This window comes from Paenibacillus sp. J31R98 (assembly GCF_056269245.1).
This window is the reverse complement of record NZ_JBWDNO010000002.1, coordinates 659,973-681,746: the sequence shown is the minus strand read 5'-3', so window position 1 is coordinate 681,746 and position 21,774 is coordinate 659,973. Positions and strand designations below refer to the sequence as shown.

The 21,774-nt window shown below is 52.7% G+C and carries 24 protein-coding genes and 1 riboswitch; all 24 genes read left to right on the top strand.

What is annotated here, in order from left to right; all coding sequences use genetic code 11:
• The first annotated feature begins 12 nt into the window (after window positions 1–12).
• The 24 genes from AC0YNX_RS11705 (at window position 13) to AC0YNX_RS11590 (ending at window position 21,773) form a co-directional block, all read left to right on the top strand.
• Window positions 13–1,188, top strand: a complete 1,176-nt coding sequence (locus AC0YNX_RS11705) for a phosphopentomutase (protein ID WP_475815850.1) — start codon at window positions 13–15, stop codon at window positions 1,186–1,188.
• 51 nt (window positions 1,189–1,239) lie between these two features.
• The gene (locus tag AC0YNX_RS11700) at window positions 1,240–2,064 is read left to right on the top strand and encodes a purine-nucleoside phosphorylase (protein WP_475815849.1); all 825 of its coding nucleotides are present in this window, start codon (window positions 1,240–1,242) and stop codon (window positions 2,062–2,064) included.
• A 105-nt stretch (window positions 2,065–2,169) separates the two neighbouring features.
• Window positions 2,170–2,343 carry an aspartyl-phosphate phosphatase Spo0E family protein gene (locus AC0YNX_RS11695; protein ID WP_475815848.1) on the top strand — a complete coding sequence of 58 codons (174 nt, stop codon included), beginning with the start codon at window positions 2,170–2,172 and terminating at the stop codon, window positions 2,341–2,343.
• 47 nt (window positions 2,344–2,390) lie between these two features.
• Window positions 2,391–3,719: a pyrimidine-nucleoside phosphorylase gene (locus AC0YNX_RS11690; protein WP_475815847.1), complete on the top strand. Its 1,329-nt coding sequence runs from the start codon at window positions 2,391–2,393 to the stop codon at window positions 3,717–3,719.
• 662 nt (window positions 3,720–4,381) lie between these two features.
• Entirely contained in the window at window positions 4,382–5,572 is a 1,191-nt protein-coding gene (locus tag AC0YNX_RS11685; RefSeq protein WP_475815846.1) for a D-alanyl-D-alanine carboxypeptidase family protein, read from the top strand.
• Window positions 5,573–5,750: 178 nt separating this feature from the next.
• Entirely contained in the window at window positions 5,751–6,104 is a 354-nt protein-coding gene (gene spoIIAA, locus AC0YNX_RS11680) for an anti-sigma F factor antagonist (protein WP_090573937.1), read from the top strand.
• A complete protein-coding gene (gene spoIIAB / locus AC0YNX_RS11675; protein ID WP_475815845.1) occupies window positions 6,101–6,547 on the top strand; it encodes an anti-sigma F factor in 447 nt (148 codons plus the stop codon). Before spoIIAA ends, spoIIAB begins: the two co-directional genes overlap by 4 nt.
• Window positions 6,548–6,567: 20 nt before the next feature.
• The gene (sigF, locus tag AC0YNX_RS11670) at window positions 6,568–7,323 is read left to right on the top strand and encodes an RNA polymerase sporulation sigma factor SigF (protein WP_475815844.1); all 756 of its coding nucleotides are present in this window, start codon (window positions 6,568–6,570) and stop codon (window positions 7,321–7,323) included.
• A 135-nt stretch (window positions 7,324–7,458) separates the two neighbouring features.
• Complete coding sequence (locus AC0YNX_RS11665) at window positions 7,459–8,142, top strand: stage V sporulation protein AA (protein WP_475815843.1); 684 nt, start codon at window positions 7,459–7,461, stop codon at window positions 8,140–8,142.
• Window positions 8,135–8,581, top strand: a complete 447-nt coding sequence (locus AC0YNX_RS11660) for a stage V sporulation protein AB (RefSeq protein ID WP_475815842.1) — start codon at window positions 8,135–8,137, stop codon at window positions 8,579–8,581. Before AC0YNX_RS11665 ends, AC0YNX_RS11660 begins: the two co-directional genes overlap by 8 nt.
• Window positions 8,582–8,617: 36 nt before the next feature.
• A complete protein-coding gene (locus AC0YNX_RS11655) occupies window positions 8,618–10,327 on the top strand; it encodes a spore germination protein (RefSeq protein WP_475815841.1) in 1,710 nt (569 codons plus the stop codon).
• Window positions 10,328–10,463: 136 nt separating this feature from the next.
• Window positions 10,464–11,795, top strand: a complete 1,332-nt coding sequence (lysA, locus tag AC0YNX_RS11650) for a diaminopimelate decarboxylase (protein ID WP_475815840.1) — start codon at window positions 10,464–10,466, stop codon at window positions 11,793–11,795.
• A 19-nt stretch (window positions 11,796–11,814) separates the two neighbouring features.
• Entirely contained in the window at window positions 11,815–12,246 is a 432-nt protein-coding gene (locus AC0YNX_RS11645; RefSeq protein WP_475815839.1) for a peptidylprolyl isomerase, read from the top strand.
• A gap of 149 nt (window positions 12,247–12,395) precedes the next feature.
• Window positions 12,396–12,604: riboswitch (FMN riboswitch) on the top strand.
• A 152-nt stretch (window positions 12,605–12,756) separates the two neighbouring features.
• Window positions 12,757–13,872, top strand: coding sequence for a bifunctional diaminohydroxyphosphoribosylaminopyrimidine deaminase/5-amino-6-(5-phosphoribosylamino)uracil reductase RibD (gene ribD, locus AC0YNX_RS11640; protein WP_475815838.1), 1,116 nt, complete (start codon window positions 12,757–12,759; stop codon window positions 13,870–13,872).
• 47 nt (window positions 13,873–13,919) lie between these two features.
• Window positions 13,920–14,600 (top strand): riboflavin synthase, encoded by a 681-nt coding sequence (ribE, locus tag AC0YNX_RS11635; protein ID WP_475815837.1) that lies wholly within the window; start codon window positions 13,920–13,922, stop codon window positions 14,598–14,600.
• A 20-nt stretch (window positions 14,601–14,620) separates the two neighbouring features.
• Entirely contained in the window at window positions 14,621–15,844 is a 1,224-nt protein-coding gene (locus AC0YNX_RS11630; RefSeq protein ID WP_475815836.1) for a bifunctional 3,4-dihydroxy-2-butanone-4-phosphate synthase/GTP cyclohydrolase II, read from the top strand.
• 74 nt (window positions 15,845–15,918) lie between these two features.
• On the top strand, window positions 15,919–16,389 hold the full coding sequence (gene ribH / locus AC0YNX_RS11625; RefSeq protein WP_126016001.1) for a 6,7-dimethyl-8-ribityllumazine synthase: 471 nt from the start codon (window positions 15,919–15,921) through the stop codon (window positions 16,387–16,389).
• 79 nt (window positions 16,390–16,468) lie between these two features.
• Window positions 16,469–17,251: a segregation and condensation protein A gene (locus AC0YNX_RS11620; protein ID WP_475815835.1), complete on the top strand. Its 783-nt coding sequence runs from the start codon at window positions 16,469–16,471 to the stop codon at window positions 17,249–17,251.
• Window positions 17,220–17,876, top strand: a complete 657-nt coding sequence (scpB, locus tag AC0YNX_RS11615; protein ID WP_475815834.1) for an SMC-Scp complex subunit ScpB — start codon at window positions 17,220–17,222, stop codon at window positions 17,874–17,876. The genes AC0YNX_RS11620 and scpB overlap by 32 nt, the downstream gene beginning before the upstream one ends.
• A 64-nt stretch (window positions 17,877–17,940) precedes the next feature.
• Window positions 17,941–18,636, top strand: a complete 696-nt coding sequence (locus AC0YNX_RS11610) for a DUF2953 domain-containing protein (RefSeq protein ID WP_475815833.1) — start codon at window positions 17,941–17,943, stop codon at window positions 18,634–18,636.
• An 83-nt stretch (window positions 18,637–18,719) separates the two neighbouring features.
• Window positions 18,720–19,175 carry a GerW family sporulation protein gene (ytfJ, locus tag AC0YNX_RS11605; protein WP_475815832.1) on the top strand — a complete coding sequence of 152 codons (456 nt, stop codon included), beginning with the start codon at window positions 18,720–18,722 and terminating at the stop codon, window positions 19,173–19,175.
• A 162-nt stretch (window positions 19,176–19,337) separates the two neighbouring features.
• Window positions 19,338–20,564, top strand: a complete 1,227-nt coding sequence (locus tag AC0YNX_RS11600; protein ID WP_475815831.1) for a D-alanyl-D-alanine carboxypeptidase family protein — start codon at window positions 19,338–19,340, stop codon at window positions 20,562–20,564.
• Window positions 20,558–21,247 (top strand): nucleoside recognition domain-containing protein, encoded by a 690-nt coding sequence (locus tag AC0YNX_RS11595; protein WP_475815830.1) that lies wholly within the window; start codon window positions 20,558–20,560, stop codon window positions 21,245–21,247. The genes AC0YNX_RS11600 and AC0YNX_RS11595 overlap by 7 nt, the downstream gene beginning before the upstream one ends.
• Window positions 21,240–21,773, top strand: a complete 534-nt coding sequence (locus tag AC0YNX_RS11590) for a spore maturation protein (RefSeq protein WP_475815829.1) — start codon at window positions 21,240–21,242, stop codon at window positions 21,771–21,773. Before AC0YNX_RS11595 ends, AC0YNX_RS11590 begins: the two co-directional genes overlap by 8 nt.
• The last annotated feature ends 1 nt before the right edge of the window (window position 21,774 follow it).

Below are 21,774 nucleotides of genomic sequence, written 5' to 3'. Positions count from 1 at the left end.
GTGATACTAACGATGAAATTTGATCGAATTGCCGTAATAGTGCTAGACAGCGTCGGTATTGGCGAGCTGCCGGATGCTCCGGATTTCGGAGATGCGGGCTCCCATACGCTTGGCCATATTCTGAGAGAAGTGCCGGCGCTTGCGCTGCCGAATATGCGCAGTTGGGGACTTGACCGCATTGCAGAGCTTGGCAGCTGGCAGTCGGAGGGCGAAGCGAAGTCCTATTATGGAAAGATGGCCGAAGTATCTGTAGGTAAAGATACGATGACTGGTCACTGGGAGATAGCCGGGCTGCGAGTTACGGTGCCATTCCGTACGTTCACGGACGGATTTCCGGCGGAGCTGCTGCAGGCGTTCGAAGAACGTACAGGCCGCGGCGTGCTGGGCAACAAATCCGCAAGCGGCACCGAAATTCTCGATGAGCTCGGCGAAGAGCAGATGCGTACGGGCAAGTGGATCGTCTACACTTCGGCGGACAGCGTATTCCAGATCGCTGCGCATGAAGAGATCATTCCACTCGAAGAGCTGTACCGCGCCTGCGAAATTGCGCGTGAGCTGACGCTCGATGATCGTTATGCCGTCGGGCGCGTCATTGCAAGGCCGTATGTCGGTCAGCCAGGCGCGTTCAAGAGAACACCGAATCGGCATGACTACGCCGTGAAGCCTCCTGAAGCGACGATACTGAATACGCTCAAGGACAGCGGACTAGACGTCATAGCAGTCGGCAAGATTGACGATATCTTCTGCAGTGAAGGCGTAACCGAAGCGCTTCCGACGAAGAGCAACGACGATGGCGTCGAGAAGACGCTTGCCGCACTTGGCCGTCCTTTCAAAGGGATGCTCTTCACGAACCTGGTCGACTTTGACTCGCTCTTCGGGCACCGCCGCGATCCGCAAGGCTATGCGGGCGCACTCGAAGCGTTCGACCGCAGCCTGCCGAAGCTGGCAGAGCTAATCGGCGAGAAGGATTTGCTAGTCATCACTGCCGATCACGGCAATGATCCGACCTATGCGGGCACGGATCATACGAGAGAATACGTACCGCTGCTCGTGTACTCGCCAGCGTTCACGCAACCTGGCTCGCTTGGCGTTCGCTCGACCTTCGCCGATGTTGCCGCTACGATTGCGGATAATTTCGACGTGAAGCCGCCAGCGAACGGAACCTCTTTCTTGGCGGAATTACGCTAAGAGGGACAAGCCAAGCACTTCCCATTACTTTTTCTAGGAGGCTTTCTTACGATGGAAGCAATCAAAGCAACTCATATTAACGAAGCAGCAGCTTATATCAATGCCCAGATCTCAATCAAGCCCGAAGTCGGCCTTATCATGGGCTCAGGTCTTGGCATTCTTGGCGACTATATTGAGAATCCGGTAACGATTCCGTATCACGAGATACCGCATTTTCCAATTTCAACAGTTGAAGGCCATGCCGGCGAGCTTCTAATCGGCACGCTCTCAGGCCGTCCAGTTGTTCTTATGCGCGGTCGATTCCATTTGTACGAAGGCTACGGTCCGGATTTGACGGCGTTCCCGGTACGCGTTATGAAAGCAATCGGCGCAACGAAGCTGATCGTGACGAATGCGGCAGGCGGCGTCAATACGAGCTACAATCCAGGCGATCTGATGCTGATTAGCGATCATATTAATTTCCAAGGGCGCAATCCGCTCGTTGGCCCGAATGATCCAGAGCTTGGCGTTCGTTTCCCGGATATGTCCCAGCCATACAGCAAACGCATGCGCGAGCTGGCAGCCAGCGTTGCAAAGGAACAAGGCTTCTCTCTGCAAGAGGGCGTTTACATCGCGGTCATCGGACCTTCCTATGAAACGCCAGCAGAAATCCGCATGATGCGGATTTTGGGTGCAGATGCTGTCGGGATGTCGACCGTTTCTGAAGTCATTGCGGCGAAACACTCCGGCATGGAAGTGCTCGGTATTTCGTGCATTAGCAACATGGCGTCGGGCATTCTCGACCAACCGCTTTCGCATGATGAAGTTATGGAGACGACGGAACGAGTGAAATCGCAGTTCCTTGGTCTCGTGCAAGGTGTCGTAACTTTGATTTAATTGTAACAAAATTGTAATAATGCCCTCGACTCAATGTGACATTCTTTGTTTTCTTATCGTCGTATAATGTCCGTGAGAATCTATATAAGATAAGCGGGGATTCACATGGAAAATCTTCAGTATCAGCGGCTTGAGCGACTGCGCAGCAAGCTAGTTGCAGCAGCGCTAGACAAGGAAACCTTTCTTCATCCCGATGTCATTACGCTTAGTCAGGCGCTCGATCAGATGATTGTAAAGGCGCAGCGGGAGAAGTATAAGCGAGTGGCAGCACAGAGATAATGCAAGCAAAGGTACATATGCGGATTTGACTTAAGGAGGCTTCACGCTTGCGTGCAGTAGATATCATTCAAAAGAAACGAAATGGCGGCGTGCTAACAAAGGACGAGCTATCTTTCCTGATAGAAGGTTACAGTAAAGGCGAGATCCCGGATTATCAGCTCTCGGCATGGGCGATGGCAGTATATTTCCGCGGAATGAATGCAGAAGAGACTGCATATCTGACGATGGCGATGGCAGAGTCGGGCGATCAGGTGGACCTGTCACCGATTCATGGCATTAAGGTGGACAAGCATAGCACCGGCGGCGTTGGCGATAAAACAAGCCTCATTATTGGGCCGCTTGTTGCGTCTTGCGGCGTTCCGGTTGCGAAGATGTCTGGCCGCGGTCTCGGTCATACTGGCGGTACGATTGATAAAATGGAAGCAATGGAAGGCTTCCGCACGGAGCTTACTCGCGATGAGTTTATCGCACAGGTGAACGATATTGGTCTGGCAATTATCGGCCAGAGCGGCAACATGACGCCTGCCGATAAGAAGCTGTACGCGCTGCGTGACGTAACCGCTACGGTGGAATCTATTCCGCTCATCGCGAGCTCAGTCATGAGCAAGAAGATCGCAGCCGGCGCGGATGCAATTGTGCTCGATGTGAAGACGGGCAGCGGCGCATTCATGAAGACGCTGGAGGATTCCGAGAAGCTCGCTGGGGCGATGGTTGAGATCGGCACGGAAGTAGGCCGCAAGACAGCCGCGCTCATCAGCGATATGGATCAGCCGCTCGGCTATGCGATCGGCAATGCCCTTGAGGTGCAGGAAGCGATCGATACGCTGCATGGCCGCGGTCCTGAAGATCTGACGGCGCTCTGTATCGCGCTAAGCTCGCATATGGTTGTGCTCGGCGGAGAGGCAAGCAGCCTCGAAGAGGCGGAAGCGTTGCTTCGCACGAAGCTGGAGTCCGGCGCAGCACTGGCGAAGTTCAAGTCGTTCGTTGCCGCGCAGGGAGGCAATCCGGCTGTTGCGGATGATCCATCGCTGTTGCCGCAGGCGCCGATTGTCCTCGAAGTGAAGTCGGCGCAGGACGGCTATGTACAGGCGATTCAAGCGGAAGAGCTTGGACTCGCAGCGATGCTGCTCGGCGCAGGCCGCGCGACGAAGGAGTCGGTCATCGACTTCGCCGTCGGCGTTACGATGAAGCGCAAGGTCGGCGACAAAGTGAGCGAAGGCGACACGCTCGCGCTTCTGCACGTTCGCGAGGAGAACGCTGCGAGTAGCGAAGTTGCGGAGCGGGTTCGCAGCGCCTACACGTTCTCAAGCGAGCCGGTGAAGCCGTCGCCATTGCTGCTCTCCGTTGTGACGGAGAACGGCGTACAGCGGTTCTAGTTTGTTTGAAGTTGAAGACCAACCAGCGTGTGCTGGTTGGTCTTTTTTTATTGATTGTCTATTGCTGATGACTGCGACAGCTACTTACTCGTCTAACAAACCGCAAACACCTTATTCGTCCAGAAGTAGCGATCATAATAATGTAACGAACTCTAGAGACGCTATTCACTACTTTGACAGCCCAATGTGGCTGATTTCAACTAATTAGCGTTTCTACGGTTTGTTACATTCCAAGAACGAGTCAAATGTGGCAAATAAGCATTCTGGAGTTCGTTAGCGTCCGCGTGCAGCTTGCGAGTTGGGGTAAAAATCATTTCCTCGGGAACCCAGTGGCTATCCAGGCTATACAGCCTGGATAGCCATTTTGTTTATCTCATTATTCCAGCGTGGGGCGGCAGCAGTCGAATGATTCTGGAGAAGCGTTAGCGGTCGCCTTTGTACTTGGAAAATTACATTTGAATATTGTTAAGAGTTTCCGAAGTACAACAGCGATCGGAAGAACATTCGACTGCGATGCGAAAGCCGCGCGGTTATCTTCAACGTAGAGGTTTTCGCTTTTATAGCAAACTCGCTGGAATAATTTCCCCTTTGTTCGTCCACAATAGGAATGGAGATTTTAGCCGAGCCTCGGCTTGACTTACCATTCAGGAGGAGAACAACCAATGAACAGCAAATGGAAGCAACTGCTCGTTATTAGCGTAACGGCGATGATGGTTTTGTCCGCACCGGCAGTAAGCTGGGCGAAAGAAGGGGCTGCACCGAATGCGGCGCCGTCCGCGAACGCGGATTTGGCTCCGTCCGCACGATCGGCGATTCTAATGGATGCCGATAGCGGAACGATTATTTATGAGAAGAACAGCCATGCGGCACTGCCGCCGGCGAGCATAACGAAGGTCATGACGATGCTGCTCATCATGGAATCCCTCGATCAAGGCCGCATCAAGCTGACGGATAAAGTAGCGACAAGCGAGTATGCCGCTTCGATGGGCGGATCGCAGATTTTCCTCGAGCCGGGCGAGCAGATGAGTGTCGATGAGATGTTGAAGGGCATCGCGCTCGCATCAGGCAACGACGCATCCGTCGCAATGGCGGAGAAGATCGCAGGCACGGAGTCTGCTTTCGTGGATATGATGAACAAGCGTGCAGAGGAGCTAGGGCTGAAGAACACCCATTTTGCCAACTGCAATGGCTTGCCTGCCTCGGAGCACTATTCGTCTGCGCATGATATTGCCGTCATGTCGCGCGAGCTTCTCAAGCATAGTGAAATTACGAAGTATACAGGCATGTACCAGGATTACCTCCGCAAGTCGAGCGAGAAGCCATTCTGGCTCGTGAATACGAACAAGCTGGTACGGTTCTATTCAGGTGCGGACGGTCTGAAGACAGGCTTCACGAACGAAGCGAGATTCTGCCTCACTGCGACTGCACGCCGTGACAATTTGCGTGTCATTGCCGTCGTTATGGGAGAGCCGAACACGAAGACGCGCAATGCAGAAGTGTCTCAAATGTTCGATTACTCGTTTGCTCAATACATGAATCATACAATCTTCAAAAAAGGCGACACGATGGGTAACGTTCAAGTTGTAAAAGGTGTGCAGCCGTCGATTGAGCTGAAAGCGAAGCATTCTTACAGCGTACTGCTGAAGAAGGGCAGCTCCGTGAAGGATATCCGTTACGAGCTGCAGCTGAATCCGCTCAAAGCGCCGGTTACGATCAATGAGCCGATCGGCAAGCTTATCGTCTTCCAAGGCGATCAGGTGCTGACGGAGTTTGCGGTCGATTCACCGGCGTCCGTGAACAAGGCAGGCTGGTGGACGCTGTTCAAACGTTCTTGCAGCAGTCTGTTCTCCTAAGCAACATCGCACCATTCGCATACAAAATCTGCAGAGTTTAAGCGTATTTTGTCTGCTCGTAGCACTCTTCTTCTAGTTTTGTCGGGGGGCAGGAATTGGCAGCCGAAACGTAGAAATGCTTGTTCAACACTAACCTATCCTCGCTATGCGACGCAAACTAAGATTAGGAGTGAACAAGATGAGTCTGCAGGTTGAATTGGAGCATTACCGGAATGTGCTCATTGTCAGACTGCGTGGGGAGCTCGACCATCATACGGCGGACGTCGTCCGGTTCAAGATGGAGGAAGCGATTCTGCGCGGCAATAGCGCCCATGTCATTCTGAGCTTGAAGGAACTTCTGTTTATGGACAGCTCCGGACTTGGCGTCATTCTCGGCCGGTACAAACAGCTGAAGGCCAAGGGCGGCAAGATGGTCGTCTGTGACGTGAATCAAAGCGTCCACCGGCTGTTCGAGCTGTCAGGTTTGTTTAAAATATTGCCGATTCACGATAACGAGCGGCTCGCGCTCACAAGTTTGGAGGTCGTTTCATGAACGGAAGAAATGAGATGACACTTACGTTCTCCGCCCGTTCGGAGAATGAAGCGTTTGCGCGTGTTGCAGTAGCGGCTTTCGTCTCCCAGCTGGACCCGACGCTGGAGGAACTTAACGACCTGAAGACAGCAATTTCCGAAGCGGTAACCAATGCGATCATCCATGGCTACGACAGCGACCCAAGCGGCATGGTTACCATCGAAGGTGTGATTGATGGCGATACGGTAACTCTTATCGTCAAGGATCAAGGCCGCGGCATAGAAGATTTGGACTTGGCGCGCCAGCCGCTCTATACATCCAAGCCAGAGATGGAGCGCTCCGGTATGGGCTTTACCATTATGGAGAACTTCATGGACGGCTTCGACGTACACAGCCAGCCGGGCAATGGGACGTCCATTGCGATGACGAAGCGCATCGAATCGAAAAAAGCGCTTTTTAATTAGGCGCATAGGGGTTGGACCGCATGGATGTCAATATAAAACAAACGGCGCAGCCTTATTTGGATGATTCGGAAGTAAAGCGGTTAATAGCGCTTAGTCAATCCGGAGATACGCTGTCGCGCGATACGCTCGTACAATGCAATATCCGGCTCGTGTGGTCCGTCGTCCAGCGGTTTATGGGGCGAGGCTATGAGCCTGAGGATTTGTTCCAGATCGGCTGCATCGGGCTGCTCAAGTCAGTCGATAAGTTTGATTTGTCCTATGAGGTCAAGTTCTCCACCTATGCGGTGCCGATGATTATCGGGGAGATCCAGCGCTTCCTGCGAGACGATGGCACGCTGAAAGTCAGCCGCTCTCTGAAAGAAACGGCGAATAAAGTGCGCAAGACGAAGGACGAGCTGTCCAAGGTGCTTGGCAGACTGCCGACCATTAAAGAAGTGGCGGAACGGCTTGGCATTACGCCGGAGGATGTCGTCTTCGCGCAGGAAGCGAATAAGCCGCCGACTTCAATTCACGAGACCGTTTTCGAGAACGACGGCGATCCGATTACGCTGATGGATCAAATCGCTGACGACTCTCAGGAGCGTTGGTTCGATAAGCTCGCGCTGAACGAGGCGATCGGCGGCTTGTCGGAGCGGGAGCGGCTCATTGTCTTCCTGCGTTATTACCGTGATCAGACCCAGTCCGAGGTCGCAGCAAGACTCGGGATATCGCAAGTGCAAGTATCGCGGCTGGAGAAAAAAATATTGCAGCTCATTCGCAACCAAATTGCGCAGTGACTGCTGCGGCATGCAAACCAAAGCCAAGTTGCCCATCAAGGGCGATTTGGCTTTTTTTGCTGCGTTTGCTCTGATTATCCTGACGCTCCTTTAATCATACTAACGAGGAAATGAACACAGTAAGGGGGAGAGTGGATGAATGAGGGCCAGCCATCCTGTCTCTATTTGCGGCTGCGCAAACGGGTGGGAATCAGACCAGGCGAGCATGTGACGCTCGGACGGGCCGCCCGCTTATTTTCCAGTGATTCCGCCCTTGAGAAGCAGATGGAATCGCTCGTGTTGCATCGTCATCGGCAGCAGGACGGCAACCGGGTCGTTATCGATTTGCTCCAGATCGTCAAGATGATCCGAGACGCAGCACCGGGGACAGTCGTCGATTCGTATGGTGATCCGCAAGTGCTCGTCATTGTCGCCGATGCGCCTCGTAAGCCTCGCCTGTGGGTGCTCATGCTGGCTTGGCTGCTGCTGTTCTTCGGGGCAGGGCTAGCGATCATGAACTTTCACACAGATGTCAATATGAAGGATGTTCATACCCGGATTACAGAGCTGGTTACAGGCCGGAAGATCGAGCATCCGTTATGGTTCCAGGTGCCTTACTCGATCGGCATAGGCGTTGGCATGCTGGTGTTCTTTAATCATTTGTTCCGCAAAAGGTTCAATGAAGAGCCGAATCCGCTAGAGGTCGAGCTGTACATGTATGAAGAGAACGTCAACGCTTACGTCATCGCGGATGAGATGCGCAAGAAAAGCGAACCGGGCGAGCCGCAACAGCAGCAGCAGAATAAGCGAGAGCAGGAAGCGGGAATAGACGATGGTTAAGATGATCGCGGCCGATCTGTTCGTCGCTGTGCTCGGCTTTGCCGGGGGGCTTGGCGTCGGCAGCGCGTTCGTGGCGCTTTTGATTGTGCTCGATATTATTCCAAGGCTCGCGCAGATTGCTTATGCTTTTCGCAAGTCCATTTGGTTCGAGACCGCGGTGATGAGCGGAGCTGTCTTCTGGTCGCTCGCTGACTTTCTCGAATGGCGGCTATGGCTCCCAAGAACAGTGACGCTTGCCGTTATTGGAACGTTCGATGGCATATTCGTCGGCATGCTCGGCGCCGCGCTGACCGAGGTGATGAATGTGCTCCCGATTCTTGCGAAGCGGATGCGGTTGAGCCGATATATGATCGGTCTCGTGATGGCGATGGTGCTTGGGAAAGTGACCGGATCGCTGTTTGATTGGCTCGTGTTTCAATGGTTGGATGATGAATCGTAAGCAGAAGGAAACGTTTCAATGAAAGGATGATACCGTATGACTGATCGCGATAAGAACGGGGAAGACCAATCCGGCCAGCCGTTCAAGAAGCCGGTGCACGTATTCTGGTATGACGAGCATGGCGAGAACAAAGCGGAGGGCCCAGGAGCGGGTGCAGAGAAGGTGGTAGAGAATCGAGCAGAGGATCAAGGTAAGATTCTGTTCACCGAACCGCCATTCGATGAGTCGGAGCAGCCGATTATTAGCCACTACAAACAGCCGAAGAAGCAGCAAGAGAAAGAAGTCAAGCCGATTCCGACGAGCATTGATGATGTCATCGCGAAGCTGGAGGAGGATGTCGGATATAGAGTTAGCTTCGATATCGTCGTGCGGGAGATGACATTCGGAAACAAGCGGACCGCGTTCTACTTCATGAATGGCTTTGCGAAGGACACGATTCTGACCGAGGTTCTCAAGCGTCTTACCTTCCTGGATGCTGATAGTCTATCCACAGATGCGCTGCATTCCTTCTTCGATATTTATGTCCCGGCGATTCAAGTTGTGGCGGAGCAGGACTGGGATAATGTGATGACCAATGTCATGTCCGGCGGTACGGCCATGTTCATTGACGGTGAATCGACTGCGATTCTGATTGATGCCAAAACATTCCCTGCCCGTAATCCGGAGGAGCCTTCTCTTGAGCGTGTCGTCCGCGGTTCGCGCGACGGCTTCGTGGAGACCATGCTGACGAACGTCACCTTAGTGCGCCGCAGGCTGCGGGACAAGCATCTCCGCTACGAAATTATGCGGGTCGGCGACCGTACACAAACGGATATCTGTATTGCATATATTGATGACATCGTTGATAAAGAGTTGCTGAAGTCGATCAAGGATAAAATAGGGCTGATCAAGCTGGATGGACTTCCGCTCGCAGATAAGCAGCTGGAGGAAGCGACGGTGAAGCGCGGCTGGAATCCGTATCCGCTAGTCCGTTATTCCGAACGGCCCGATACAGTAGCGGTTAACTTAATGGAAGGCCATATCGCGTTGTTCGTGGATACGACGCCGAGCGTTATGATCCTGCCGGCGACATTCTTTGATCTGATCCAGCATGCGGAGGAGAACCGCCAGACCCCTTTTATTGGCACATATTTGCGTTGGGTTCGCTTTATTGGCATCATGGCGTCCTTGTTCCTCCTGCCGCTATGGTTTCTGTTCACGCTGCGCCCGGAGCTCAAACCGCCGGGACTAAGCTTCATCGGAGCACATGAGGCGGGCAAGATACCTATGGTTGCCCAGTTCCTGCTCGCTGAGTTCGGGGTCGATTTGCTTCGTATGGCCGCGATCCATACGCCATCGCCGCTCGTTACTGCGATGTCCTTGATCTCCGCAATCTTGATTGGCGATATTGCCGTCAAGACGGGGCTATTCGTCAATGAGGTTGTGCTCTATATGGCGATCTCGGCAATAGGGATGTTCGCTACGCCGAGCTATGAGCTTGGACTCGCCAACCGGATCGTCAGGCTGCTGCTCATTGTGACGGTCGCACTTTTCAAAGTCCCGGGATTTATGATTGCTACGACGCTATTCGTCATCTATTTGTCGCTGATGCGCTCGTTCAACCGCCCGTACATGTGGCCCTTTATTCCGTTCGATGCCAAAGCGCTCATGAGCATTTTCATCCGTGTTCCGGTGCTGTCGAACCGTACAAGGCCGAATTATTTGAAGCCGCAGCAGCGTGACCGAATGCCTAATGAGGAGCAGTGAACGGAGGCTCACTGCAAAAAATGCAAATGAAATGTGAAATTATCCATTTCGGGGATAGAGCGAATGCGCTATACTGATGTTAAATGGTGCAAACATTAACTATGGGTATAGCCAGGAGAACTCGGAGGGGAAATACATGTATTTACACGGTACTAGCAAAATCAACGCACAAGGTCATTTGGTTATAGGCGGTTGTGACACAACTGAACTGGCGGCTCAATTCGGAACACCGCTTTACATCGTCGACGAAGCTCTCGTTCGTCAACGTGCACGCGAATATGTAGAATCATTCCGCGCATCGGGCTTGAAATTCCAAGTCGCATATGCAAGCAAAGCATTCAGCGTCATGGCAATGTGCTCGATTGCAGAACAAGAAGATCTATCGCTTGATGTCGTTTCCGACGGCGAGCTTTATACAGCATTGAAAGCAGGCTTCCCTGCTGCACGCATCCATTTCCATGGCAACAACAAGACGCCTGAAGAAATTAACATGGCGCTTGACGCGAACATCGGCTGCTTCGTAGTCGACAACTTCAACGAGCTTTACTTGCTGAACGCTCTCGCGGGCGACAAAGGCAAGAAAGTAAACATTCTGCTTCGTATTACGCCTGGCGTAGAAGCACATACACATGACTACATTTCCACAGGCCAAACAGACTCCAAGTTCGGTTTCGACGTTGGCAACGGCACTGCGTACAAAGCCATTCAAGAAGCGGCTGCACAGCCTAACCTTGAGCTGCTTGGCGTGCACTCGCATATCGGCTCGCAGATCTTCGAAGTTGAAGGCTTCGTGATGGCGGTTGATAAAGTTGCCGGCTTCGCGGTACAAGTACGCGATGAACTGAACATTCTGTTCCGCGTTATCAACCTTGGCGGCGGCTTCGGTATCCGCTACGTGGAAGGCGACACTCCGCTGCCAATCTCGCAATACGTGAAAGCTATTACGGATTCGATCAAGACTAACTTCTCGGCAGCAGGCTACCCGCTTCCTGAGATTTGGGTTGAACCGGGCCGCAGCATGGTCGGCGATGCAGGTACAACGTTGTATACGGTGGGGACAAGCAAAGATATCCCTGGCGTACGTAAGTACATTGCGGTTGACGGCGGTATGACGGACAACCCGCGCCCAGCGCTCTATGAGTCCAGATACGAGGCAATTCTCGCGAACCGTGCGAACGATCCAGTTGAAGAAAACGTTACAGTTGCGGGCAAATGCTGCGAGAGCGGCGACAAATTGATCATCGATATTGAGCTTCCTAAAGCGAACAACGGCGATTTACTTGCTGTATTCTGCACAGGCGCGTACAATTATGCTATGGCGAGCAACTATAACCGCATTCGCCGCCCTGCAGTTGTCTTTGTAAAAGACGGTGCAGCGGACCTCGCTGTAAAACGCGAATCGCTGGATGATATCGTCGGCAACGACCTTATCCCTGCACGCATGCAGCAAGCGTCTGCAGCTAAATAATCAAGGAGGCTTTTCCACAATGGCAAAGAAAGCAAAGATTACACTGGCTAACGGTTCGGAAGTCCACATTGATCTTCACGATCAGGATGCTCCAAACACGGTAGCTAACTTCGAGAAGCTTGCGAATTCTGGCTTCTACAACGGATTGACATTCCATCGCGTTATTCCTGGTTTCGTCGCTCAAGGCGGCTGCCCGAACGGCACAGGAACAGGCGGCCCAGGCTACCAAATTAATTGCGAGATCAACCCGAACAAACATGAGCGTGGTGCATTAGCAATGGCACATGCCGGCCGTAACACAGGCGGCAGCCAGTTCTACATCACGTACGCGCCACAGCCGCATCTCGATGGCGGCCACACGGTATTCGGTAAAGTGACGCAAGGCATGGAGCATATTGATGCACTCCAAGGCCGCGACAAAATGGAAAAAGTCGAAGTTTTCGACGCGTAATGAATAGCCCGCAGTATGGCCGTACATGGCCATCTGCGGGTTTTTCTTTATGATCGGAGAAGCAAGGCAGAGGTGCTTCAACCCACATTTGTGAAAACAAGTTGCTTTTTCAAAGCGTAAGTGGTAACATTTCCTCAAAGTATTTGCGTTTTTTCCTTCGGGGTCGGGTGAAATTCCCAACCGGCGGTGATCAAAGGGCTGTGCTATTCGTAAACGAGTGGCAGCCAGAATCTTTGTTAGTCCGTGACCCGGGTTGCTTCAGATGATCTACCCTTTGTGGGGAGGTAGTCCAAAGCAAAACGGTGGACCTGGTGTAAATCCGGGACCGACAGTATAGTCTGGATGGGAGAAGGAGACGTTACGCGAATTCCATTTTTTCATGTCTCGCCAACTTTGTTCATTTTTTCACATAGTTGCTGAGTTTGTTTGAATGCGTCTTCGAATTCGTCCCTTTCATGTTTCTTGAAACCCATCACCCCGTTGGCTATTCGCCATGGGGTGATTTTTGTTATGTCCATTGAAGTGCTGAATGATGAGATGTATATGCGTCTTGCCTTAGACATGGCGCAGAAAGCGAAAGGTCAGACAGATATTAATCCGATTGTCGGCTGTGTTGTCGTCAAGGATGGCCGAATCGTTGGGCTTGGCGCTCACCTTCGCCGCGGTGAAGGGCACGCCGAAGTGCATGCGCTTAGGATGGCGGGCGATCAGGCAGAAGGCGCGACGGTATATGTCACGCTGGAGCCGTGCAGTCATCACGGGCGGACGCCGCCATGCTGCGAGCGGTTAATCGAAGCGCGGGCGAAGCGGGTTGTCGTCGCCTGTACGGATCCGAATCCGCAGGTGGCAGGCAGAGGCATAACAAGGTTGCGCGAAGCCGGCATTGAAGTGGTCGTCGGGCTGCACGAGGAAGAGTCGCTGCGTATGAACGAGATGTTCAACAAGTACATTGTGACTCGGATTCCGTTCGTGACGATGAAGTCGGCAATGACGCTGGACGGCAAGCTCGCTGCGAAGACAGGCGACAGCCGCTATGTGAGCGGGCCGGAAGCGAGGGCGGTAACGCATACGCTCCGGCACCAACACATGGGCATTATGGTCGGCGTGGAAACTGCGCTGGCAGATGATCCGGAGCTGACAACAAGGCTAAGCGTGCCAGCCGTACATCCGGCGCGTATCGTCGTTGATTCGAAGCTGCGCTTGCCGCTTGAATCGCGGCTGCTCCAGGACCGCACTGCGCCGGTCATCGTGCTCACTGTTGATGGTGCGGACGCTGAGCGGCAGGCTGCACTTGAAGCGGCTGGCGCTGAAGTGATCGCATGCGGCAGCGGAGGCAGGGTCGATCTGAAGGAAGCGATGCGGAAGCTTGGCGAGCGCGAGATCGGCTCGATTCTGCTCGAAGGCGGCGGCAAGCTGAACGGGGCAATGCTTGAGCAAGGCCTCATCGATAAGCTGGTGCTGTTCATCGCTCCTAAGGTGATCGGCGGTGCCGAGGCGACAGGCGTATTTGATTTTCAAGGCTTCGAGCTCATGGCTGATGCGATAACATTCAAGGATATGCAGGTGGAGCGGGTCGGTCAAGACTTCATGCTTAGCGGCTATCCAGCCTATGAAGCTCGCAGCTAAAGCTGACAAACCCCAAACTACAGCGAAGGGAGAGGGGGAAACGCGACATGTTTACAGGACTTATTGAAGAAATCGGTACACTGAAACGGACATACAAGCAAGGCGAGGCGATGGTGCTAGCCATTGAAGCTTCGCATATCCTTACGGATGCAGCAATCGGCGACAGTATTTCCGTTAATGGCGTTTGCTTAACGGTGACTGAGCTAAACTCGAATGCTTTTACCGTCGATGTGATGCCGCAGACGTACCGCCATACGAACCTTAGAGATATGCGTCCCGGCGAACGGGTGAATCTTGAGCGGGCGATGCAGGCGGGCGGCCGATTCGGCGGGCATATCGTACAAGGACATGCGGATGGCACAGGTGCTGTCGTCTCCCGCGAGAACGATGTGAACGCGGTCGTATACACGATCAGACCGCATGATCCGGCGCTCATGCGCTACGTCATTCCGCAAGGTTCAGTTACGCTTGATGGCATCAGCCTTACCGTCGTTCGAGCGGATCATAATAGTTTCTCGGTCTCTATCATCCCGCACACGCTGCGCGAAACCGCGCTTCAATGGAAGCAGGGGGGCAGCGTCATTAATATCGAATGCGATGTGCTTGGGAAGTACGTCGATCATCTGCTCCATTTCAAGGGAGCCGGCGACACGCAGGACGCAGGCAGCAAGCCGGCCGCAAAGAACGGCATTACGGCCGCGTTCCTGGCTGAGAACGGATTTTTCTAACGATAAGGGGTGTGAGGGAAATGAGCAAGCAAGCATTTAACACGATTGAAGAAGCACTCTCTGATTTGATACTCGGCAAGTCGGTCATTGTCGTAGATGACGAAGACCGTGAGAATGAAGGCGATTTGATCGCTCTGGCGAGCAAAGCGACGCCGGAAGTGATCAACTTCATGATATCGGAAGCGCGTGGGCTGGTGTGCGTGCCAATCACGCAAGAACGGGCGGAGGAGCTGGATTTGCCGCCGATGGTACAGCGCAACACCGACTATCACGGTACGGCGTTCACGGTCTCCGTCGATCATGTCTCGACCTCGACAGGCATCTCGGCGTTTGAGCGTTCGCAAACGGTTCAAGCATTAATCGATCCGCGTACGACTGCTGACGACTTCCGCAGACCTGGCCATATTTTCCCGCTTATTGCGAAGAAGGGCGGCGTGCTGCGCCGTGCTGGTCATACCGAAGCGGCAATTGATCTGGCACGCATGTGCGGCTCGACACCAGCTGCGGTTATCTGTGAGATCATCAAAGAAGACGGTACGATGGCTCGGCTGCCTGACTTGATCGAATTCAAAGCGAAGCATGGCCTCAAGCTCATCTCCATCCAAGAGCTGATCCATTACCGTAATGAGAAAGAGAAACTCGTAGAGCGCGTCGTCGATGTGAAGATGCCGACTGACTTCGGGATATTCCGGGCGGTTGCATACACGAACGAAGTGGATAATAAGGAGCATGTCGCGCTTGTCAAAGGCGATATCGATCCAGAGCAGCCAACGCTTGTCCGCGTTCACTCAGAGTGCTTGACCGGCGATGTGTTCCACTCGCACCGCTGCGATTGCGGTCCACAATTGGAAGCGGCGCTTCGCCAGATTGATGAAGCCGGCAAAGGCGTGCTTCTCTATATGCGCCAAGAAGGACGCGGAATTGGCCTTATTAACAAATTGAAGGCATATCAGCTTCAGGAGCAGGGATTGGATACGGTTGATGCGAATATTAAACTTGGCTTCGCTCCCGATCTGCGCGAGTATGGCATTGGCGCTCAAATCTTGAAAGATCTCGGCGTTCGCCAAATGCGCCTGATGACGAACAATCCGCGCAAGATTCGCGGCCTTGAAGGCTACGGTATTGAAGTCGTCGAGCGTGTTCCGATTCAGATGGATGCGAACGAAAGCAACAATAATTACTTGCACACCAAGAAAGCAAAGCTCGGCCATCTGCTCAAGTTTGACGATGTCATTAACGAATAGTTAAATCATATAAACCCAAATAACAGTAAAGCCCTTCACGACAGATAAGGGACACACGAGAGGATGAATCTATAATGCCACATGTATTCGAAGGTCATTTAATTTCTGAAGGTTTGCGTTACGGTGTCGTAGTTGGCCGTTTCAATGAGTTTATTTCTAGCAAGCTGCTTGGCGGCGCGCTTGATGCGTTCAAGCGCCATGGCGCTGCAGATAGCGAAGTAGATGTAGCATGGGTGCCAGGCGCATTCGAAATTCCGCTTATCGCGCAGAAGATGGCAGAGAGCGGCAAGTATGATGCTGTCATCACCCTTGGCGCGGTTATCCGGGGATCAACTCCTCATTTTGACTATGTGTGCAACGAAGCGGCGAAGGGCGTAGCGGCAATCGGTCTCAAAACAGGCATTCCGACGATCTTCGGCGTGCTGACAGTTGATTCGATCGAGCAAGCGATTGAGCGTGCAGGTACAAAAGCTGGCAACAAAGGCTGGGAAGCGGCTGTTACAGCAATCGAAATGGCGAATTTGACGAAAGTGCTTCAAGGCTAGTAAGCTGATACAAGCTATTTCGTTGAACTTAAGGCAGTTCAATTAGCAAATCACCTATGTTTAGGAGTTGGCACTCGCCATGGCGGTGACGTATAAACTGGAATCGTTCGAAGGCCCGCTTGATCTGCTTCTTCATCTGATTGATAAAGCGGAAATCGACATTCACGAGGTGTCCATCAGCGAGATTACTGATCAATATATGGACTATTTGAATGCGATGCAGGAGCTTGAGCTCGAGGTTACGAGCGAATTCCTCGTCATGGCGGCAACACTGCTCTCCATCAAGAGCAAGCAGCTGCTGCCTAAGCCGCCGATCATTGATGATGACCAATATGAGGAATGGCCTGAAGAAGGGCTGGACCCTCGTGATGAGCTCATCGCGAAGTTGGTGGAGTACCGCAAATATAAACAAATCGCCGATCAGCTTAGGGAACAGGAATTCGAACGCAGTCTTGTCTACACGAAGGAACCGGAGGATCTGACGCCTTTCATGAAGGTGGTGCCCGAGAATCCGGTAAAAGGCTTGAATGTCGGCGATCTCATTGCAGCTTTCCAGAAGGCGCTTCGCAAGGCGACGAGACGAAATATCATTGCGACGATACAACGTGATGAAATTTCGGTCAAAGACCGGATTCGCGATATCGTCGATGTGCTGCGCGAGTTCGAGACGGTCCGCTTCTCCAAGCTGATTCGCGAGGATATGAGCCGGCACGAGATCGTGGTGACGTTCCTCGCTATCCTCGAGCTGATGAAGATGAAGCATATTCGCTGTTTTCAGAACAGCCTGTTTGATGATATTGTTGTGCACTGGAGAGGGGATGCGGCCCTAGATGGACTTCTCGAAACTGAGGTCGATTATTGAGGGACTGCTGTTTATGGCTGGAGATGAGGGGCTCACGACGAAACAGCTTGCCGAAATTCTTCAGCTGGATGCAGTAATAACGGGAGATTTGGTTGGCGATCTCACGAAGGAATTAAAGAGCAAGAAACGCGGCGTGCAAGTCTCCTTCGTTGCTGGGGCATACCGGTTGACGACGAATCCGGCGCATGCGGCTTATTTTGAACGGATGGCTTATTCGCCAACGCGTTCGAGCTTGTCGCAGGCAGCGCTCGAAGTGCTGTCGATTGTCGCCTACCGTCAGCCGATTACGAGGGTTGAGATGGAGGAGATTCGCGGCGTGAAGAGCGACAGGGCGATTGCATCGCTCGTCAACAAGGACTTGATTGAAGAGGTAGGACGCGCAGAGCAGATTGGACGTCCAATTCTGTACGGAACGACAAAGTCTTTCCTTGATTACTTTGGCCTTGCCGGCCTTGACGCGCTTCCGGAGCCCTCATCGCTTCCAGACGATTCGCTCGATGAGCAGACGCAGCTGCTGTTTGAACGGTTCGAAGGCCGTCAGATGACGATTGAAGATATGCCAATGCCTGAATTGGAGTCTGATTTGGAAGTTGGCGCCGCACGGCATGAGGAAGATGAAGATTAAAGAATGAGATTTGTCCGCAAGGTCATACTATATCCGACCAATTAAGGGAAATGGGGGAAGCGCCATGTTAGGCTACCCGCTCGGATGGATGATCGGGGCAGGTCTCTTTTTTTTGCTGCTGCTTATCGCTGCGCTTTCACCGGTTGTCATTCGTGGGCATATGCAGCGGATCGGTACCGATGATGATGCGGAGCTGCGCATTCGTGCGCTGTTTGGACTCATCCACTATCACTGGCAGCTGCCGATCGTTAAGTTTAAGGTGACGAGTGTGGAGGTCAAGCAAGAGATGACGGCGGAGAACGCAGGCGGGACGGATTCCGATGCGTTCATGAAACATATTAATTCGCATACCATTATGAAGTCGATTGATCGGGCACAGCTGCTGCTGAAACAAACGCAAGATATGATGGGCTGGGTGCGAAAAACCCTTTCTCACGTAAAGTTGACAGAATGGAAGTGGCAGACAACGGTAGGCGTGGATGATGCCATGTGGACCGCTATGCTGACAGGTCTCATCTGGTCGGTGAAGACAACCGCGATTGGCGTATTGTCACAGCTCATTCGGCTGACGGCAGAGCCGAAGGTGTCGGTCGATCCGGTGTATCAGCGTTCTTACTTCAAGACAGAAGGCCAATTCACAGCGGAGCTAACGTTTGGTTATGCGATCTTTGCAGCGATACGTCTCATCATCAAGATGCGCAAAGCCCAGAAGGTGCCAGGCGGATTCATGGGTCTGCAGCGGATTCTGATGCGCGGCTGATTACATAATGAGCCATGCGCGAGGGAACGCTATATTCGGCAAGGTGCAGATTAACGCTTCGATCAAGGAGGACGAAACTTACGATGACTGACCATCCAATTCAAGGCTTAATGCAAACCGCAATGGAAAATATCAAAGAAATGGTCGATGTCAACACGATTGTTGGCGATCCTGTACAGACCCCTGACGGCAGCGTCATAATGCCAATAAGCAAAGTTGGCTTCGGGTTCGTAGCAGGCGGCAGCGACATACGCTTCGACGAGCATAGTTCGAAGGGCGATTCGCATAACGCAGAGGTTCAGCTGCCATTTGGCGGCGGTAGCGGCGGCGGTGTCTCCATTACGCCAATTGCTTTCCTCGTTGTAGGTAGTCAAGGCGTGCGCATTGTACCGCTCGATAACCAGACGCATCTTATGGAAAAAGTGATTGATTCCGCGCCGCAGGTGTTCGAGAAAATTCAAACCATGTTCAAGAAGAACTCGTCGCAAAACGACAGTGGATTGGAATCCGTTCTCATTGAAAGTATGGATGGCCATTAATGGAGGAAGGAACCGTCCCAAGGGGCGGTTTCTTTTTTTTATTATTTAGAATCGGATAAGGGCATGGACAGGTTGGGATAATTTCATGTCCCATTCATATACTGTACAAGGATGTCTGTTTCACGTAAGGCGACTATGCAGATGCAAACTAGGAGGAACTGTATGAGGCTTAACCGCATAACCATCGGTCTGCTTCGCTTGTTCGCTGCCGGCTGTATCTTCCTATCGGGCTTGCCTTTGGCGGCAACGAGTACAGCTTCGGCAGCTGAAGGACCGAATAGAACGGTGTTCACACACGCGAGAGGGGCGGCGCTCATTGATGTTGAATCCGGACGGATTCTATTCAGCCATAATGGGGACAAGCCGATGCTCATCGCGAGCTTGACGAAGATCATGACGGCAATCGTCGCGATTGAACATGGCAATCTAAGCGATATGGTACAGACAAGCATTCGTGCGGCAGGCAAAGAGGGCTCCTCGATTTATTTGCAGCGCGGGGAGAAGATGACGCTTCAGAATATGCTGTATGGGCTCATGCTGAGGTCCGGCAACGATGCTGCGACGGCGATTGCCGAGCATGTCGGCGGCTCCGAGGAAGGGTTCGTTCTCATGATGAACGAGAAGGCTCAGATGCTGGGGCTTGAGAACTCGCAGTTCATGAATCCGAGCGGACTTGATGCGGAAGGGCATTATTCATCTGCGAATGATCTTGCGAAGCTGACGGCCTATGCGCTGAAGAATCCCGTATTCAAGGAAATCGTGAAGACGAAGAGCAAGACTGCCCCGAATCCGAACGATCAATGGAACTACCTGTGGAAAAATAAGAATAAAATGCTCACGATGTACGATGGAGCGGACGGCGTCAAGACCGGCTATACGAAGAAATCTCTTCGCTGCCTGGTCAGCTCCGCAACGCGCGATGGGCAGCAGCTTGTCGCTGTTACATTAAATGATGGCGATGATTGGAATGATCATCAGAAGCTCCTGAATTTCGGCTTCGCCAATTATCATTTGAGCGAGGTCGCTCATAAAGGGCAGCCGATCAACGGATATCCACTGGCAGTCGGGCGGACGCTCGTCTATCCGTTTGCACAAGGAGAGAAGGAGCAGCTTCGCTCGAAGCTGAACCTGATTAACGAGAAGACGACGGCTTATTTGCTTGGTGAGCGGGGGACGATCGATTGGTTCGTTGGTGAGAAGAAGATCGGCTCTACACCGGTCTATGATTCGCAAAGCCAGCGTATCCAAGTTCCGGATAAGCCTTCGTGGGTAATCGGCGGCGGCTCGTCCGCGGCAGCGTTCGGTTCGCTTTCATCAGATACGTTCTGGCACGCTTTCAAAACGACCTTGTCGACCTTATTTGGAGGGAAGGAGGCGGCGAGATGGTAAACTACATTTGGCTGTTCTTCATAGCTGTCAGCTTCGTCTGCGCGATCTTTAATGGCAGGATGGAAGCATTGACAGAAGCGGCGTTTGAAGGCGCCAAGAGCGGTGTTACAGTCAGTTTCGGCCTCATCAGCGTCATGGTGTTCTGGATGGGGCTTATGCGTATCGGCGAAGATGCCGGGCTGCTCCGCAAGATTGCGGTCATGCTTCAACCGGTCGTCCGCTTCCTCTTCCCAGATGTTCCTAAAGGGCATCCGGCGCTTGGCTACATTATGAGCAACATGAGCGCCAACATACTGGGGCTCGGCAATGCAGCGACGCCTATGGGCATCAAGGCGATGCAGGAGCTTCAGAAGCTGAATCCCGATAAAGAAACCGCGTCAGCAGCGATGTGTACGCTGCTGGCGCTTAATACATCAAGTATAACCCTCGTACCGACTACGCTTATTGCTATCCGAATGACCTACAGCTCAGTACACCCCGCCGAAATCGTCGGCACCACACTTGCAGCAACCTTAATCGCAACCGCAGCCGCTATATTCGCTGACCGATGGTATCGCAAACGAGACAAGCATAAACCGCCGAAATGGACCGATCATTATGGAAAGCCTCATAGTGATGCGATGCCGCAAGCGCCGCCTGGATCTGCCGCTGCAGGACAAGGAAAGGGTGAGGCCATTGTATGAATGGATCACGACGATTTCAGCATGGCTGATCCCGTTCATGATTGTTTTCATCCCGCTTTATGCCGCATTCAAAAAAGTACCCGTCTATGAAACATTCATTGAAGGTGCAAAGGATGGCTTCGGTACCGCCATCAACATCATCCCGCATCTGGTCGGCATGATGGTCGCGATCAGCATGTTCCGCGCTTCGGGAGCGATGGATATGATGGCGTCGCTCATCCGTCCGCTGTTTGACGGGCTTGGCATCCCAAGTGAGGTGCTGCCGCTCGGCCTGCTGCGCCCGCTTACTGGAGCGGGCTCGCTCGCCTTCACGACCGAGCTGATCAAGACCTATGGACCCGATTCGATGATCGGGCGGATTGCCTCGACGATTCAAGGCAGCACGGATACGACGCTGTATGTGTTAACCGTATATTTCGGCGCTGTAGGTATCCGCAGAAGCAAGTATGCGCTTAAAGTTGGACTATTTTCCGATCTGGTGGGCTTCTTCGCAGCAATTATCATTTGTCTTTTTGTCTTCCAATAAT

What these genes read in the sequence shown, in the direction of transcription:
- AC0YNX_RS11705 (WP_475815850.1), top strand. Translation starts at nt 13, where the DNA reads ATGAAATTTGATCGAATTGCCGTAATAGTGCTAGACAGCGTCGGTATT.
- AC0YNX_RS11700 (WP_475815849.1), top strand. Translation starts at nt 1,240, where the DNA reads ATGGAAGCAATCAAAGCAACTCATATTAACGAAGCAGCAGCTTATATC.
- AC0YNX_RS11695 (WP_475815848.1), top strand. Translation starts at nt 2,170, where the DNA reads ATGGAAAATCTTCAGTATCAGCGGCTTGAGCGACTGCGCAGCAAGCTA.
- AC0YNX_RS11685 (WP_475815846.1), top strand. Translation starts at nt 4,382, where the DNA reads ATGAACAGCAAATGGAAGCAACTGCTCGTTATTAGCGTAACGGCGATG.
- spoIIAA (WP_090573937.1), top strand. Translation starts at nt 5,751, where the DNA reads ATGAGTCTGCAGGTTGAATTGGAGCATTACCGGAATGTGCTCATTGTC.
- spoIIAB (WP_475815845.1), top strand. Translation starts at nt 6,101, where the DNA reads ATGAACGGAAGAAATGAGATGACACTTACGTTCTCCGCCCGTTCGGAG.
- sigF (WP_475815844.1), top strand. Translation starts at nt 6,568, where the DNA reads ATGGATGTCAATATAAAACAAACGGCGCAGCCTTATTTGGATGATTCG.
- AC0YNX_RS11665 (WP_475815843.1), top strand. Translation starts at nt 7,459, where the DNA reads ATGAATGAGGGCCAGCCATCCTGTCTCTATTTGCGGCTGCGCAAACGG.
- AC0YNX_RS11660 (WP_475815842.1), top strand. Translation starts at nt 8,135, where the DNA reads ATGGTTAAGATGATCGCGGCCGATCTGTTCGTCGCTGTGCTCGGCTTT.
- AC0YNX_RS11655 (WP_475815841.1), top strand. Translation starts at nt 8,618, where the DNA reads ATGACTGATCGCGATAAGAACGGGGAAGACCAATCCGGCCAGCCGTTC.
- lysA (WP_475815840.1), top strand. Translation starts at nt 10,464, where the DNA reads ATGTATTTACACGGTACTAGCAAAATCAACGCACAAGGTCATTTGGTT.
- AC0YNX_RS11645 (WP_475815839.1), top strand. Translation starts at nt 11,815, where the DNA reads ATGGCAAAGAAAGCAAAGATTACACTGGCTAACGGTTCGGAAGTCCAC.
- ribD (WP_475815838.1), top strand. Translation starts at nt 12,757, where the DNA reads ATGTCCATTGAAGTGCTGAATGATGAGATGTATATGCGTCTTGCCTTA.
- ribE (WP_475815837.1), top strand. Translation starts at nt 13,920, where the DNA reads ATGTTTACAGGACTTATTGAAGAAATCGGTACACTGAAACGGACATAC.
- AC0YNX_RS11630 (WP_475815836.1), top strand. Translation starts at nt 14,621, where the DNA reads ATGAGCAAGCAAGCATTTAACACGATTGAAGAAGCACTCTCTGATTTG.
- ribH (WP_126016001.1), top strand. Translation starts at nt 15,919, where the DNA reads ATGCCACATGTATTCGAAGGTCATTTAATTTCTGAAGGTTTGCGTTAC.
- AC0YNX_RS11620 (WP_475815835.1), top strand. Translation starts at nt 16,469, where the DNA reads ATGGCGGTGACGTATAAACTGGAATCGTTCGAAGGCCCGCTTGATCTG.
- scpB (WP_475815834.1), top strand. Translation starts at nt 17,220, where the DNA reads ATGGACTTCTCGAAACTGAGGTCGATTATTGAGGGACTGCTGTTTATG.
- AC0YNX_RS11610 (WP_475815833.1), top strand. Translation starts at nt 17,941, where the DNA reads ATGTTAGGCTACCCGCTCGGATGGATGATCGGGGCAGGTCTCTTTTTT.
- ytfJ (WP_475815832.1), top strand. Translation starts at nt 18,720, where the DNA reads ATGACTGACCATCCAATTCAAGGCTTAATGCAAACCGCAATGGAAAAT.
- AC0YNX_RS11600 (WP_475815831.1), top strand. Translation starts at nt 19,338, where the DNA reads ATGAGGCTTAACCGCATAACCATCGGTCTGCTTCGCTTGTTCGCTGCC.
- AC0YNX_RS11595 (WP_475815830.1), top strand. Translation starts at nt 20,558, where the DNA reads ATGGTAAACTACATTTGGCTGTTCTTCATAGCTGTCAGCTTCGTCTGC.